Genomic DNA, 16558 nt, shown 5'->3' with positions numbered 1-16558 from the left:
GACAATGAGACTTACACAATGCCTTGCGCCAGCATCGCATCGGCGACTTTGACGAAACCGGCGATGTTCGCACCGTTGACGTAGTTGGTTTTTCCGTTTTCAGTGCCGTATTTCAGGCAGGATTCGTGGATGCTTTGCATGATGTCGAACAAGCGTTGGTCGACTTCTTCGCGGCTCCAAGCCAGACGGACGGCGTTTTGGCTCATTTCCAAGCCTGAAGTTGCCACGCCGCCGGCGTTGGAGGCTTTGCCCGGCGCATACAGGATGCCCGCTTTGACGAACTGATCGACCGCGCCCAAAGTAGAAGGCATGTTCGCACCTTCGGCAACGACGTAGCAGCCGTTTGCCAGCAGGGTTTTGGCGGCTTCTTCATCCAATTCGTTTTGGGTCGCGCAGGGCAGGGCGACTTCGGCGGCAACGCCCCACGGTTTTTGGTTTTCAAAGTATTTCAAACCTTGTTCTTTGGCATAGGTGGAAACACGTTCGCGGCGGACTTCTTTCAGCTCGATAAGCGCGGCGAGTTGGTCTTCGGTCATGCCGCTATCGGGGAAGAGGACGAAGCCGTTGGAGTCGGAAACGGTCAGCACTTTTGCACCCAGTTGGATGGCTTTTTCGGCGGCGTATTGTGCGACGTTGCCGGAGCCGGAAATCAGCACGCGTTTGCCTTCAATCGAATCGCCGCGCGTTTGCAGCATGGATTGGGCGAAGTACACGGTACCGTAGCCGGTCGCTTCGGGACGGATAAGGCTGCCACCCCATTCAAGGCCTTTGCCAGTCAGGACGGAGGCAAATTCGTTGCGGATTTTTTTGTATTGTCCGAAGAGGAAACCGATTTCGCGGCCGCCTACGCCGATGTCGCCCGCAGGTACGTCGGTGTTCGGACCGATGTGGCGGTAGAGTTCATTCATAAAGGCTTGGCAGAAACGCATCACTTCGGCGTCGGATTTGCCTTTGGGGTCGAAGTCGGAGCCACCTTTGCCGCCGCCCATAGGCAGGGTGGTCAAGGCGTTTTTGAACACTTGTTCAAAGGCGAGGAATTTCAATACGCCCAAATCGACGGTCGGGTGGAAACGCAAGCCGCCTTTGTAAGGGCCGATGGCGGAGCTCATTTGAATACGGTAGCCGCGGTTGACTTGGACTTGTCCTTTGTCGTCCACCCAAGTGACGCGGAACATAATGACGCGCTCAGGTTCGACGATGCGTTCAAGCAGGTTTTGTTGGGTGTATTTCGGATTTTTTGCCAAAAACGGGCCCAAGCTCATGAATACTTCTTCAACCGCTTGGTGAAACGGCTCTTGATTGGGGTTACGTTGTTTGAGGTTGGCAAACAAGGCATTCAAATCGGTCATTTTATGCTCCCTGTGGATTAGATTGGAAAGGATGATGAATTTGTGGAAAGCAATATAAACCTAATTTTTTTGCCTGCCAAGCAGTTTTGATGAAAATTGTTGACATTATTTTTTTGAGAATTTTATTATTTGGCATATATATCCAATAAAATATAAAAATATTTTTGAAAATTCCATCATTTTAAAATAAATTGGTTATATATTCTAAGTAATTAAACTAGAAATTTGAAACGAGAGAGTGTAAAAAATTCGATTCAGTGCAAATTTTCATGTGAAAACGGTCAATATTGTCAACAATTTTACGAAAATTACGCTTGGAAAACAGGGTAAGAAGGAAAATAACATATTGAAAGATGAACCTTGTTATTAAATAGATGTCTAGGTAAAGGATGTAGTCAGCTTTCTAAAGCTACCCCTTATAATTCAGTATGATATATTTCGCTCTGATATAATGTGCGGGCAAGGCGTACGGAAGCCGGCGTCTTGTCTTTTTTCAACTTTAGATACTAAGGAACTTATATGTGCGGTATCGTCGGCGCTATCCGCGCCAATCACAATGTAGTCGATTTTCTGACCGACGGTCTCAAACGCCTTGAATATCGGGGCTACGACTCGTCGGGTATCGCCGTGAATATGGACGGCAAAATCAAACGCGTGCGCCGTGTCGGCCGCGTGCAGCTGATGGAGGACGCCGCGCGCGAAAAAGGCGTGTTCGGCCATATCGGCATCGGCCATACCCGCTGGGCGACCCACGGCGGCGTGACCGAACCCAACGCCCACCCCCACATCTCCGGCGGTATGATTGCCGTCGTCCACAACGGCATTATCGAAAACTTCGAAGCCGAACGCGAACGCCTCAAAGCCTTGGGTTACACCTTCGAATCGCAAACCGACACCGAAGTCATCGCCCACAGCGTCAATCACGAATACACCCAAAACGGCGGCAAACTGTTTGAAGCCGTCCGCGCCGCCACCGCCCGTTTCCACGGCGCATATGCCATCGCCGTGATGGCGCAGGACAAACCCGAAGAAATGGTCGTTGCACGCATGGGCTGCCCGCTCTTGGTGGCATTGGGCGACCAAGAAACCTTCATCGCCTCCGACGTGTCCGCCGTCATCGCCTTTACCCGCCGCATCGCCTATTTGGAAGACGGCGACATCGCCGTATTGAGTGCGAACGGTATCGACAAATTGATCGACAAGACTGGTGCCGAAACCCAACGCACCGTCAAAGTATCCGAACTGTCGCTCGCTTCGCTGGAATTGGGTCCATACAGCCACTTCATGCAGAAAGAAATCCACGAACAACCGCGCGCCATCGCCGATACCGCCGAAGTTTTCCTTGACGGCGGCTTCGAGCCCGAAAACTTCGGCGCGAACGCACGCGAAGTGTTCGATGACATCCACAGCATCAAAATCCTCGCCTGCGGCACGTCCTACTACGCCGCGCTGACCGCCAAATACTGGCTCGAATCCATCGCCAAAATCCCGACCGACGTCGAAATCGCCAGCGAATACCGCTACCGCGACGTGATTGCCGATCCGAAACAACTGATCATCACCATTTCCCAATCCGGTGAAACCTTGGACACGATGGAAGCCCTGAAATACGCGAAATCCTTAGGGCACAAACACAGCCTGTCCATCTGCAACGTCATGGAATCCGCCCTGCCGCGCGAAAGCGAATTGGTGCTGTACACCCGCGCCGGTGCAGAAATCGGCGTCGCCTCTACCAAAGCGTTCACCACGCAACTGGTTGTATTGTTCGGCTTGGCGGTGACGCTGGGCAAACAGCGCGGCTTGGTTTCCGCCGAAAAAGCGAGCGAATACGTCGAAGAACTGCGCCAACTGCCCGGCAGCATCCAACACGTTCTCAACCTTGAGCCGCAAATCGCCGCATGGGCGCAAAAATTCGCCAAGAAAAACAGCGCACTGTTTTTAGGCCGCGGCATCCACTTCCCGATTGCCCTCGAAGGCGCGTTGAAGCTGAAAGAAATCACCTACATCCACGCCGAAGCCTATCCCGCAGGCGAATTGAAACACGGCCCGCTGGCATTGGTGGACGAAAACATGCCCGTCGTCGTCATCGCGCCGAACGACGGCTTGTTGGACAAAGTCAAAGCCAATATGCAGGAAGTCGGCGCACGCGGCGGCGAACTCTTCGTCTTCGCCGACTTGGACAGCAATTTCAACGCCACCGACGGCGTGCACGTCATCCGCGCCCCGCGCCACGTCGGCGTACTCTCGCCAATCGTGCACACCATCCCCGTGCAGCTCCTCTCCTACCACGCTGCCCTCGCACGCGGCACGGACGTAGACAAACCGCGCAACCTGGCGAAATCGGTTACGGTTGAATAAAGCCCGATTTGAACGGTAAAAGGTCGTCTGAAAACTGGATTCCCAAGTTTTCAGACGACCTTTTTTAAATCGACGCGCGCTTTGGATAAACCGAACCCGTAGCGTGGGCTTTGCCCGCGAGATTTGCCGCCTGCCAGTCTAAATCGGACAGTTGTCCTCGCATCTGTTTCGTAGGTATAGCTGAATTACTTTATTTTCGCTATGCAACTTACCTACTTTCGTCATTCCCGCGCAGGCGGGAATCCATTTTTGAAATTTAGAAACTGTTTTTTTAAATCAAAGTTTCTCAGGTTTTACGATGGATTCCCGCCTGCGCGGGAATGACGGAATTTGATGATATGCTGTATTTAAGGTTAAGTATGCTTGCTATAGAACCCGCGCTACGGTTTGCTTTGACGGTATCTCATTCATTTCCTAATCTGATTAAGAAAGGGTGGGTTTGAGATTGAAAGATGTTGTCTGAAAACTTAGGTTTCCGAGTTTTCAGACGACCTCAGCCCGATTTGGGTTTATAATTTCCTTTTTCCAACTGATTTCCCCGTTTACCATGATCGATTTAGAAACCAAACGCCTTGAAACCCAAGCCATGCTTGATAATGCCGAGCTTTTGTTCGACCAAGACCAATGCCGTGCCGCGCTGCAAAAAGTGGCGGACGAAATTACGCGCGACTTGGGGGACAAATATCCGCTCCTGCTGCCTGTGATGGGTGGGGCGGTGGTGTTTACTGGGCAGTTGCTGCCGCTGTTGCGCTTTCCGTTGGACTTTGATTATGTTCATGTTTCCCGTTACGGCGACAAGCTGGCGGGCGGAGCGTTCAACTGGAAACGGATGCCCGACCCAGAGCAGATTCGGGGCCGTCATGTGGTCGTGTTGGACGATATTTTGGACGAGGGACACACGATGTCGGCGATTCAGTCCAAGCTCTTGGAAATGGGCGCGGCAAGCTGCCGTGCGGCTGTGTTTGCCAACAAGTTGATCGACAAGGAAAAACCGACCAAAGCGGATTATGTCGGGCTGGATGTTCCCAACCGCTACGTCTTCGGCTACGGTATGGACGCGGCGGGCTGCTGGCGCAATTTGGGCGAGATTTACGCGCTCAACCAAGGCTGAGACAAGATTAAAAAAGGTCGTCTGAAAACCTTTTCAGACGACCTTTGTGCCACCATATCGTGCTATGTGGCGGGTGAACGGACGATACCTTCGCCCACACCGGCCGAATAAAATCATCAGAGAACACATCATGATCAACCTTTTAATCATTACCCACGAGGCAGTAGGCGAAGCCTACCGCAGCCTGACCCATCATTTCTTCCCCACAGGAATGCCGGAAAACATCCGCATCCTCGGCGTGGAGCCTGATGAAGACCAAAACGACATTATCAACAATGCCATCGCCGCGCTGCAAGAGTTTCCTGAAAACCACGGTGTATTGATTATGACCGACATCTTCGGCGCGACGCCGTGCAACGCCGCCCGCAGGCTGGTTCGCGCGGGCAAATCCGCCATCCTGACCGGACTGAACGCGCCGATGATGATTAAAGCGACCCAATACTCGCCCATGGCGGAAGACCTCGCCGCCTTTACTGAAACGGTCAGGGAAGCCGCCGTCAAAGGCATTTTCGCCATCACCGCCGAACCGGAAGATTTGGTGTGCAAACAGCACGCCGAAGCCGTCTAACCCGACCGACACGTTTTCAGACGACCCCGCACACCCGAAAGCCGAACATGCAAAAACAACAAATCGAAATCATCAACAAACTCGGACTCCACGCCCGCGCTTCCAGCAAATTCACCCAAACCGCCTCTCAGTTTCAAAGCGAAGTCTGGGTAACGAAAAACGGAAGCCGCGTTAATGGCAAAAGCATCATGGGCTTAATGATGCTCGCCGCCGCCAAAGGCACAATCATCGAGCTGGAAACCGACGGCTTGGACGAAGTCGCCGCCATGAAGGCATTGACCGACTTAATCAACGACTACTTCGGCGAGGGCGAATAATGAGTATCGTGCTGCACGGTGTCGCCGCGGGCAAAGGCATTGCCATCGGACAAGCCCACCTGATTACGCGCGGCACGGCGGAAGTGCCGCAATACGACGTTTCAGACGACCTCATCGACGCCGAAACCGCCCGCTTCGACGCCGCCATCAAAGCCACGCGCAAAGAGTTGGAACAGTTGCGCAGCGCGATTCCCGAAAACGCCCCGACCGAATTGGGCGCGTTTATTTCGCTGCACCTCATGCTGCTGACCGACGTTACCCTCTCGCGCGAACCCGTCGATATTTTGAAAGAACAAAAAATCAACGCCGAATGGGCGTTGAAACAACAAAGCGACAAGCTCGCCGCCCAGTTCGACAGCATCGAAGACGACTACCTGCGCGAACGCAAACAAGACATGCTGCAAGTCGTCCGCCGCATCCACAACAACCTCGTCGGACAAAGCAACGACTTAAACCTCAACGAAGGCTTGTTTGAAGACACCATCCTGATTGCCCACGACCTCTCGCCCGCCGACACCGTCCTCTTCAAAGAGCAGCGCATCACCGCTTTCGTTACCGACGTCGGCGGCCCGACCAGCCACACCGCCATCTTAGGCCGCAGCCTCGACATCCCTTCCGTCATCGGGCTGCACAACGCCCGTAGGCTCATTACCGAAAACGAAACCGTTATCGTCGACGGCATCAACGGCGTCCTTATCATCGATCCGGACGAAGTCGTCCTCAACGAATACCGCCGCCTCGCCCGCGAATACCGCCTCCACAAGCGCGAACTCAACAAGCTCAAAAAAACCGCCGCCACCACCGCCGACGGCATCAACATCGAGCTGCTCGCCAACATCGAATCCGCCGAAGACATCAAAGCCCTGCACAATTTCGGCGCAGACGGCGTCGGACTCTTCCGCAGCGAATTCCTCTATCTCAACCGCGACACCATGCCGTCTGAAGACGAGCAGTACGAAGTGTACAGCGCGATTGTGAAAAAAATGAAAGGCAAAAGCATCACCATCCGCACCGTCGATTTGGGCGTGGACAAAAATCCCCGCTGGTTCGGTCAAAATTCCACCCCCAACGGCAGCCTCAACCCCGCGCTCGGACTCACCGGCATCCGCCTGTGCCTCGCCGAACCCGTCATGTTCCGCACCCAAATGCGCGCCATCCTCCGTGCCGCTGTTCACGGCCCCGTGCGCATGATGTGGCCGATGATTACCTCCCTATCCGAAGTGCGCCAATGCCTGATCCACCTCGACACCGCCCAACGCCAGCTCGCCGAACGCGGCGAAACCTTCGGCACGGTCAGCGTCGGCTGCATGATTGAAATCCCGTCCGCCGCCATGACCGTCGGCAGCATCCTAAAACTGACCGACTTCATCTCCATCGGCACCAACGACCTGATTCAATACATCTTGTCGGTTGACCGCGGCGACGACAGCGTCAGCCACCTCTACCAGCCAGGCCACCCCGCCGTGTTGAAAACCATCCAGCACATCATCCGCACCGCCAACCGCATGGAAAAAAGCGTCTCCATATGCGGCGAAATGGCAGGCGACACCGCCTACACGCGGATGCTGCTGGGCATGGGGCTGCGCCGATTCTCCATGAACCCCAACAACCTGCTGCCCGTCAAAAACATCATCCTGCACAGCAACACCGCCCTGCTCGAAACCGAAACCGCTAAAATCCTCCGCAGCGAAGATTCGGAAAAAACCGAAAAACTGCTGAAATTGCTCAACAGCGCGGAACACGAAGAAGAGCGGCAGGAAGAAGACAGCCCGATAGCGCAGGCGTAAACAGGTTTCCAAACCCTTATCCGCCGCAAACTCAGTCCCAAACAAGTATGCGCCTACCTGCATAAACACCACGGGATCACACTCCATCACAGCACCGTTTACCGCTACCTCCGCCAAGACAAAAGCAACGGCGGCACTTTGTGGCAACATCTCAGAATATGCAGCAAACCCTACCGCAAACGCTACGGCAGCACATGGACCAGAGGCAAAGTGCCCGACCGCGTCGGCATAGAAAACCGACCCGCCATCGTCGACCGGAAAACCCGCATCGGCGATTGGGAGGCCGACACCATCGTCGGCAAAAATCAGAAAAGCGCGTTATTGACCTTGGTCGAACGCGTTACCCGCTACACCATCATCTGCAAATTGGATAACTTAAAGGCCGAAGACACTGCCCGGGCGGCCATTAGGGTATTAAAGGCATATAAAGCCAGAGTCCACACCATCACCATGGATAACGGCAAAGAGTTCTACCAACACACCAAAATAGCCAAAGCATTGAAGGCGAAAACCTATTTTTGCCGCCCTTACCATTCGTGGGAGAAAGGGCTGAATGAAAACACCAACGGACTCATCCGGCAATATTTCCCCAAACAAACCGATTTCCGAAACATCAGCGATCGGGAGATACGCAGGGTTCAAGATGAGTTGAACCACCGGCCGAGAAAAACACTTGGCTACGAAACGCCAAGTGTTTTATTCTTAAATCTGTTCCAACCATTGGTACCCTAGTGTTGCACTTGAAATCCGAATCCAAGGTCGTCTGAAAACTAGATTCCCAAGTTTTCAGACGACCTTATATATTGCTCCCCAAAAAGAGATGCTTAACAATACTTCTCTATCTGCGTATCACGCCCAAGTCGGCGGTTTACGGTTTACGGTATCGGATTGCGTGGGATAACCATTCTTCAATCTCTATCCACATGGCTCCTCCTATTTACAGCAAACCTGGCTGACCCAATGCCGGATCGGTCGCGCGGGCGGCTTGTGCGTCTTCAACGGTCAGCCCCAAGGCTTTTGCCACGCCTTCACCGTAGGCGGGGTCGCAACGGTGGCAGTTGCGGATGTGGCGGTATTTGATGAAGTCGGGTGCGTCGCCCATGGCTACGGCGGTGTTGTCGAACAAAGCCTGTTTCTGCGCGTCGCTCATCAGATTGAACAAAGCGCGCGGTTGGCTGAAATAGTCGTCATCGTCTTGGCGGTAGTCCCAGTGCGCCGCGTCGCCGTTGATTTTCAGAGGCGGTTCGGCGAAGTCGGGCTGTTGCTGCCATTGGCCGAAGCTGTTGGGTTCGTAGTGCGGCAGGCTGCCGTAGTTGCCGTCGACGCGGCCTTGGCCATCGCGCTGGTTGCTGTGAACGGGACAACGCGGACGGTTGACGGGGATTTGGCGGAAGTTCACCCCCAGACGGTAGCGTTGCGCGTCGGCGTAATTGAACAAACGGGCTTGCAGCATTTTGTCGGGGCTGGCGCCGATACCGGGAACAAGGTTGCTCGGGGCGAAGGCGGATTGTTCCACATCGGCGAAGAAGTTTTCGGGATTGCGGTTCAACTCGAATTCGCCCACTTCAATCAGCGGATAGTCTTTTTTCGGCCAAACTTTGGTCAGGTCGAAAGGATGATACGGCACTTTTTCCGCATCGGCTTCAGGCATGACTTGGATGTACATCGTCCATTTCGGAAACTCGCCGCGTTCGATGGCTTCGTACAGGTCGCGCTGGTGGCTTTCGCGGTCGTCGGCGATGATTTTTGCGGCTTCTTCGTTGGTCAGGTTTTTAATGCCTTGCTGGCTGCGGAAATGGAATTTCACCCAAAAACGCTCGCCCGCTTCGTTCCAGAAGCTGTATGTATGCGAACCGAAGCCGTGCATATGGCGGTAGCTGGCGGGGATGCCGCGGTCGCTCATGACGATGGTGACTTGGTGCAGGGCTTCGGGCAGCAGCGTCCAGAAGTCCCAGTTGTTCGTAGCGGAGCGCATATTGGTGCGCGGGTCGCGTTTGACAGCCTTGTTCAGGTCGGGGAATTTGCGCGGGTCGCGCAGGAAGAATACGGGCGTGTTGTTGCCGACCATATCCCAGTTGCCTTCTTCGGTATAGAACTTCAGCGCAAAGCCGCGGATGTCGCGTTCCGCATCGGCTGCGCCGCGCTCGCCTGCCACGGTGGTGAAACGGGCGAACATCTCGGTTTGCTTGCCGACTTCGCTGAAGATTTTAGCGCGGGTGTATTTCGTGATGTCGTGCGTCACAGTGAATGTACCGAACGCGCCCGAACCTTTGGCGTGCATACGGCGTTCGGGGATGACTTCGCGCACGAAGTCGGCAAGTTTTTCATTCAGCCACAAATCCTGCGCCAGCAACGGGCCGCGCGGACCAGCGGTCAGGCTGTTTTGATTGTCGGCAACTGGGGCGCCGTTGTTCATGGTCAGGTAGGTTACGGGACATTTAGAGACAGTCATAATAATTTCCTTTGTGAAATGGTCAGTGGTTTATAAAACGATTTGCCGAAAAGCATATTCGTAGCCTGTTTCTTGGCATTCATAAATTTCTTGTATCGACATTTATTTTCCTTTTAATTAAACTATGAATAGGACTATACAGAAAGATTTTGCCTATTGGAACTATGACTTCAATTTAATATTGTTATTATTAATTGAGATTTTATTTTTGTTAGATTTTTATTATCGAATAAATTAAACAAAAAGGTCGTCTGAAACTGTTTTCAGACGACCTTTTTGTATCTCCGTTCGCATTAAAGCTTGCGCATCATCATCATGAAATATGCGCCGCCTATGAGCGTGGCCATCATTCCGGCGGGGACTTCGTAAGGGAACATTACCTGCCTGCCCAGCCAGTCGGCCGTCATCATAACCGATGCACCGATGAGTGCGGCGGCGGCAAGTTGCTGTTTGGGCAGGCGTGCGCCGAGCATACGGGCCAGATGCGGCGCAAGCAGTCCGACGAAGCTCAAGGGGCCGATAAGCAGGGTAGATAAGGCGGTTAACGCTGCGCTTGAGACGATCAGCACCAGCCGTGCAAGGGAGACGTTGATGCCGACAGAGCGGGCGATTGTCGCGTTCAGACTGAGCAGTCCGAGCCAGCGTTGCAGCGGGAGGATGAGGAGGAGCGAGGCGACGGCGAGGAGGCCGACGGTAAGGGCGGATTCGGGCGTTGCCTGATAGGTCGAACCTGACATCCACAATAAAAGCAGTTGTACGCGGAAATCGCCGCTTGCCGTCCAAATGCGGATGGCGGCATCGGCGAGTGCGGCCAGTGCCATGCCGGTAAGCAGGATTTTTTCGGGGGTAAATCCGTTTTTGCGGTTGAACAGCATCAACAGCCCCAAGGATACGAGAGCGGAAACGATGCCTGTCAGCCAAAACCAGCTGCTGCCCGAGGTAATGCCGAACAGCATCACTACCGCCATCGCGCCGAATGCCGTTCCGGAGCTGATGCCCAAGAGTTCGGGTCCCGCCATCGGGTTTTGCGTCAGCCTTTGCAGTATGACGCCGGTCAACGCGAGCATGGTGCCGGTGGCGGCGGCGAGCAGCACGCGCGGGTAGCGGAATACGAAATATTCCGGGTCTATGGTCAGGCGCAGGGTTTCGTCATAGCGTCCGACCGTAAACGCCAATACCGATACGGCGACGGCGATAAGCGGCAGAAAACGCAAGAGGCGCGGGACGTGCGGCGCGGCGGTTGAAATATCGGAGGTCGTCTGAAACGAAGGACGCGGAGGTGCTTTCGCCGTCAGCCACAACAAAAGCGGCGCGCCGACGAGGGCAGTTACAGCGCCGGCGGGCAGATCGGTGCCGCGGTAGTGTTTCAGCAGTATCAGGCCGTTGTCCGTCAGCATCAAAAGCAGTGCGCCGATGATGAAGGAACAGATCAGGCGCATGGGCAGTGTGCGCACGCCCGTCTGCCGTACCAGCGTCGCCGCCGCCAATCCGACAAAGCCCATCATGCCGACAAAGCCGACCACGCCCGCACTCAAAAATGCAGCAACCGCCAAAGACAGCAGGCGGATTTTCTTCACCGGTATGCCTGCCGATTCCGCCTGCGTGTCGCCCAGGCTCATGATGTTTAACGGTTTGATTAAAAAGGCGGTAAGTATGGCAGCAACGGCAATCCACCACAAAAGCCCCAACGTATCGCGCCAACTGTCCTGCACCAGGGAGCCGCTGCCCCACTGCATCACGCCGCGCGTCTCTTCGCTGAAAAACAGCATCACGATACCGGTGAGGGAACCCAGATACAGGCTGACCACCAAACCCGCCAGCACGACGCTGAGCGGTTGCAGGGCGCGCCGTGCCGACAGCCGCAATACCGCGCCCAAAGCCGCCGCTGCGCCGGCAAACGCCACGGCGGACGTGCCGTAGGAGAGGAAGGAGGGGGCGAATACGGTTGCCGCCACCAGTGCCGTCTGTGCGCCGCTGCTGACTGCCAGCGTGCCGTCAGAGGCGAGCGGATTGCGCATCAGCTGCTGCATCAGCATGGTTGCCGCCGCCGTACTGCCGCCGGCGAGCAGCGCCATCGCCATACGCGGCAGGGTATTGTTCTGCACCATCAGTGCGTCCAGGGGTAGGGTGTCGGGGCGGTCGAAAATCCGCAGCCACGGCAGCGTCCATTCCAGCTTCAAGATCCAAAACGCCGTCAGCGCGCACGATATTGCCAACGCGGCGGCAAGGATAGGCAGGGGTCGTCTGAAAATCTTTACCATGCGACTTCCTTTTGTGCGGACGGGTTTTCAGACGACATCGAACGCATCAGTTGCAAAGTGAAACGCTGCATGGACGGCAGCGCGCCGTAGCTCCACGACGGCTCGAAGATGCGGCGGTTTGCAGGGCGGCTGAACGGCAGGCGTTGCCAAAGCGCGCTTTTTTCGAGCGTTGCACGTGTATTTTGAGGATGCGGTTTGACGATGATCAGCAGCGTGTCCGGCGGCAGCTTTGCTAAATCTAAAAGCGTGATGTTTTCGAAACCCCATTCGTTGCTTTTGCCCGTCCAGGCATTGTTCAGCTCCAATTTGTCGAACACGGCCTGAAACAGCGAAGTCTTGCCGTAAATCCGCAAATGCCGCCCGTCGGCAAACTGCACCACCGCAAACGGGCGGCCGCGATATGCCGAAAGCGCGGGTTTGGCGCGGGCAAACAGGTTTTCCGTACCGGCAATCAGCTTTTCGGCAGCGGCAGGGTCGCCGATGATTTTACCCAGCCTGCGCGTGGCTTCGACCGTGTGGGCATATTCGATGCCTTTTGCCGTGCCGAAATCCACTTCGCGTACCGGGGCGATTTTTTCAAACTGGGACTTGGCGGCGGCATACCAGGAAGATTGCACGAAAAAATCAGGCTTTATCTGATACAGCCGCTCCAAATTCGGCTGGAAGCGCAGCCCCGCTTCCTTGACGGCAGCGGGCAGCGGCGGATGGTTCACCCAGGTATCGTACACGCGGCGGTCGGCGACGCTGACGGGCGGATGCCCCATTGCCGTCAGTGTTTCGGCGACCGTCCAGTCCGAAGTCGCCACGCGCGGTGCGGCGGGTGCAGGCAGGGAAAACAGGAGGGCGGCGGTAAAAAACAGCCGTGCGGCAAGGCGGGGAATGTCGTCTGAAAAGCGGTGGGACATCGGCTTGGAAGGTCTTTCGGTTTTTGAATAAAGGGTCGTCTGAAACATATCGGAACAGGTATTCCACAATGGTCTGCAATGTCATCCGGTTTGGATTCGGGCGGCGGATTTTATGGTCGGAGCTTATGCGGCGGGACGGCTTGCCTGCGTCAAGGCAATGCCACGGGGCGGCCGTTTTCAGGATGGGCGATGATGTTCATATCGACGCTGTAAATGTCTTTCAACACTTCTGCGGTCATGATGTCGGCGGGTTTGCCCGTTTTTAATAGCCGTCCCTGTTTGAGCGCGACCAGTTCATCGCAATACTGCGCCGCCAGATTAATGTCGTGGATGACGATGATGACGCCCAAACCCAAATCGCGAGACAGCTTGCGCACCAGTGCCATCACGTCGATTTGGTGGGCGATGTCCAAAGCGGCAAGCGGTTCGTCCAGCAGCAAAAAGCGGCTTTGCTGCGCCAGGCACATCGCCAGCCAGACGCGCGAACGTTCGCCACCCGAAAGCGTATCGACGATTTGATCGGCAAATTTTTCCGTATGCGTCAGCCGCAACGCCTGTTCCACCGCCTGTCTGTCCGCATCGTTCGTGCGCCCTAAAAGCCCGCTCCAGGCATAACGCCCCATCATAACCAGCTCGCGCGCGGTCAGCGCGGTGGCGGCGGGCAGGTGCTGCGGAAGATAGGCGACTTCTTTGGCGTATGCGCGGGCGGAATAGGCGCGTATTTCTTTGTCGTTCAGCAATATCCTGCCGCCTGCGGGTTCATGCTGGCGGGTGAGCAGTTTCAACAACGTGGACTTGCCCGAGCCGTTATGACCGATGAGGCCGTACACGCGGTTAGGGGAAAAGTTGACGCTGATGTCGTGCAGCAGCGAGCGGCCGGGTATGGCGAAGGTGGCGTTTTGGATTTGGAACACGTTTCAGACGACCTTTTGGTGGGTTTGACGTTATTCGGAGAAAGCGGCGGCGCGGCAAAACCCATTGCCCGTTGTCGGTGCCGATGCCGCAAAGGCAGAGTTTTACGGCGGTTGTCCGAAAGCGTAGGACAAAGTCGGACGCCCCAGGCTCCAAGGTCGTCTGAAAACGTTTCAGACGACCTTTGGACCGTTGGAGGCCGTTTGCCGCCCGTCCCTTAAAAATCGACCGAAGCCGACAGGGTGAAGCTGCGCGGTGCGCCGGCGTTCAGGTAGCCGCTGCCGGGATAGCCGCCGACGGATGCCCAGTATTTCTTGTTGGCAACATTATCGAGGCGGGCGCGGAAGGTGGCTTCGTGCCTGCCGATTTGGGTGCGGTAGCGCGCACCGATGTCGAAGCGCGTCCAGCCGCCGACTTTAAGCGTATTGGCCGCATCGGCGTAGGAAGAACCGGTGTAAACCATGCGTCCGTCAAATGCCAAACCCTGCACTTTCGGCACTTCCCATTCCAAGCCGATGTTGGCTTGGGTTTTAGCCGCGCCGATGGTGCGTTTGCCGTCAGTTGAAGATGAGCCGGTAGATTTCTGCTTGGCATCGAGCAGGGTAATGCCGCCCAAGAGCCTCACACCTTGTGCGACTTCCCCGTAAACGGTGATTTCCGCGCCCCGGTGGCGGTCTTTGCCTTCGGAGGTGAAGCGGGCGGTGTTGCCGCTTTCGACAACGTAAAGCGAACGCGGTTTGTCGGTGTGGAACAGGGCCAATCCCGCGCCGAAGCCGTTGGCTTCAAATTTCGTGCCGATTTCTTTTTGTTTGGAAACATAGGGTTTGAGCGATTCGCCGGCATTGCTGACGGCGTAGGCCCGGCCGTTGATGGAGGCAGTCGAGCCGGCGGTCGCGCCTTGTCCCAGGCTTTCGATGTAGTTGCCGTACACCGACCAATTCGGCGTGATGCGGTACACCGCGCCGACGGCGGGACTGAGGCGCGATTTTTTGTAATTTTCGGTTTGAGCGCCCGTATTATAGGCGTAAGCCTTGTTATGCACCTGCTGCCAGCGCGCCCCGAGCATGAATTGCAGGCGTTTGTCCCAAAGGCTGAAGGTGTCGCCCAGGGCGAAGCTGGTCAGGCGTGTTTTGCCGGTAACGGCAGGATTGCCCATGTCGTTGCCCGAATACAGCGGGTCGGCGGCTGCGGGTTGCGGATAGCGGGACGGGTTGTAGAGGTTGGTCGTATATTGGTTGCCCCAATCCATGATGTAAGCGTTTTTGCGCGAGGATTGGAAACGGTTGGCGGCGGCGGTCCATTCGTGCCCTACCGCGCCCGTATTGAATTTGCCGCGCAAACCGATTTCGCCCGTGTCGATTTTATCCTTACGTGCGTTGTCGAAGCGGTAAATCGATCCGTCGCCATTGACATTGCGGACAGTCAGGTTTGCCAGAGAATTGTTTTCCTTGCTGCGGCGGAAGCCATAGGCGGCGTAGGCAGTCAGGTTGTCGTTGAAATCGTATTCGCCGCGCATTGTGCCGAACCAGTCGCGCTCGTTGGAATACGTCCACGGCTGCGCCCAGTTGGACGAGGCATCAGGCGCGGCCGGCACGGCGGTCAGGCCTGACAGGGTAACATTGGTACGCGTGGATTTGAGCTTGTTGTCCTGCCAGCCCAAATCGGCGGACAGGCGGGCATTTTCATTGCGCCAGTCTAGGCCGACATTGACTAGGCTGAGTTTGGACTTTTCGTCGTCTATTGCGGTTTTGCCGTTATGGTGCGCCGCATTGACGCGCACGCCGAATTCCTGATTTTGTCCGAAACGGCGCGCCACGTCCGCCGCCAAACCACCGCGTTTTCCCGCGCCGTAATTGGCAGTCAGCCGGTTCAATCCTTCATTGGACGCGCGTTTGGGCAATACGGATACCGTGCCGCCGATATTGTTGCCGCCCGGCGCCATACCGTTTAAGAAGGCGGATGCGCCGCGCTGGACTTCCACGCGTTCGAAAAGCTCAGTGGCGATGTATTGGCGCGGCAGGATGCCGTAAAGGCCGTTGTACATGGTATCGTCCGATTCGGCGGCAAAGCCGCGTATGAAATAGGCTTCCTGAAAATTGCCGTAACCGCGCGCAACGCGGACGGTCGGGTCGTTTTGCAGTACGTCGCCGACGCTGCGCGCATGTTTGTCTTGAATCAGCCTATTGGTGTAAGCAGTATTGGAGAACGGCGATTCTAGGTTTTTTTTATTGCCCAAAATACCCACGCGGCTGCCGCGCGCCACCTGTCCGCCCTTAAATGCAGGAATCAAACCGCCCTTGGATGCGTCCGCGCTGGCGGTTACGGTGATGGTTTCAAGTTCGGCGGTTTCTCGGACTTGGGGTTCGTCTGAGGCAAATGCCGCCGAAACGGCAAGGAGGGAGAGGCTGAGGATGCTGAGTCTGGAAGCGGGCTTAATCATTTGTATTTTCTTTCAAAAGTCGATCGTAACGGTTAATTCTAAAAGAAAATTAATTTCATTTCAAAAAAAATAAATGATAAAAGGTCGTCTGAAACTGT

11 protein-coding genes and 1 pseudogene are annotated in these 16558 nt (G+C 55.5%); 6 read left to right on the top strand and 6 right to left on the bottom strand.

The annotated features are described in order from the left end of the window. Positions 1-11: 11 nt before the first annotated feature. Positions 12-1349, bottom strand: coding sequence for an NADP-specific glutamate dehydrogenase (locus tag NM96_08530; protein AVR79371.1), 1338 nt, complete (start codon positions 1347-1349; stop codon positions 12-14). Between the two features lie 519 nt (positions 1350-1868). Here NM96_08530 and glmS point away from each other — a divergent pair. From glmS to NM96_08500, 6 genes and pseudogenes are all read left to right on the top strand, one after another. Beyond that, positions 1869-3707, top strand: a complete 1839-nt coding sequence (gene glmS, locus NM96_08525; protein AVR79370.1) for a glutamine--fructose-6-phosphate transaminase (isomerizing) — start codon at positions 1869-1871, stop codon at positions 3705-3707. 547 nt (positions 3708-4254) lie between these two features. Then, positions 4255-4818, top strand: coding sequence for a hypoxanthine-guanine phosphoribosyltransferase (locus NM96_08520; protein ID AVR79369.1), 564 nt, complete (start codon positions 4255-4257; stop codon positions 4816-4818). A 130-nt stretch (positions 4819-4948) separates the two neighbouring features. Next, positions 4949-5386 (top strand): PTS mannose transporter subunit IIA, encoded by a 438-nt coding sequence (locus tag NM96_08515; protein AVR79368.1) that lies wholly within the window; start codon positions 4949-4951, stop codon positions 5384-5386. Positions 5387-5433: 47 nt separating this feature from the next. Continuing rightward, positions 5434-5703, top strand: coding sequence for an HPr family phosphocarrier protein (locus tag NM96_08510; GenBank protein ID AVR79367.1), 270 nt, complete (start codon positions 5434-5436; stop codon positions 5701-5703). Next, the gene (gene ptsP / locus NM96_08505) at positions 5703-7490 is read left to right on the top strand and encodes a phosphoenolpyruvate--protein phosphotransferase (GenBank protein ID AVR79366.1); all 1788 of its coding nucleotides are present in this window, start codon (positions 5703-5705) and stop codon (positions 7488-7490) included. The genes NM96_08510 and ptsP overlap by 1 nt, the downstream gene beginning before the upstream one ends. A 12-nt stretch (positions 7491-7502) precedes the next feature. Beyond that, a pseudogene (locus tag NM96_08500) lies at positions 7503-8222 on the top strand (IS30 family transposase). A 205-nt stretch (positions 8223-8427) separates the two neighbouring features. Here NM96_08500 and NM96_08495 read toward each other — a convergent pair. From NM96_08495 to NM96_08475, 5 genes are all read right to left on the bottom strand, one after another. After that, positions 8428-9942 carry a catalase gene (locus tag NM96_08495; protein ID AVR79365.1) on the bottom strand — a complete coding sequence of 505 codons (1515 nt, stop codon included), beginning with the start codon at positions 9940-9942 and terminating at the stop codon, positions 8428-8430. Between the two features lie 293 nt (positions 9943-10235). Continuing rightward, positions 10236-12203: a Fe(3+)-hydroxamate ABC transporter permease FhuB gene (locus tag NM96_08490; GenBank protein AVR79364.1), complete on the bottom strand. Its 1968-nt coding sequence runs from the start codon at positions 12201-12203 to the stop codon at positions 10236-10238. Beyond that, complete coding sequence (locus NM96_08485; protein AVR79363.1) at positions 12197-13156, bottom strand: iron-siderophore ABC transporter substrate-binding protein; 960 nt, start codon at positions 13154-13156, stop codon at positions 12197-12199. The genes NM96_08490 and NM96_08485 overlap by 7 nt, the downstream gene beginning before the upstream one ends. Positions 13157-13257: 101 nt before the next feature. Continuing rightward, positions 13258-14022: an iron-hydroxamate transporter ATP-binding subunit gene (locus tag NM96_08480; GenBank protein AVR79362.1), complete on the bottom strand. Its 765-nt coding sequence runs from the start codon at positions 14020-14022 to the stop codon at positions 13258-13260. Positions 14023-14237: 215 nt separating this feature from the next. Continuing rightward, complete coding sequence (locus NM96_08475) at positions 14238-16460, bottom strand: TonB-dependent receptor (protein ID AVR79361.1); 2223 nt, start codon at positions 16458-16460, stop codon at positions 14238-14240. Positions 16461-16558: the final 98 nt, after the last annotated feature.

It is taken from the genome of Neisseria mucosa (genome assembly GCA_003028315.1).
Lineage (GTDB): Bacteria > Pseudomonadota > Gammaproteobacteria > Burkholderiales > Neisseriaceae > Neisseria > Neisseria mucosa.
Note: the sequence above shows the minus strand (reverse complement) of the source record. Positions and strands in the feature narration are given on the sequence as shown.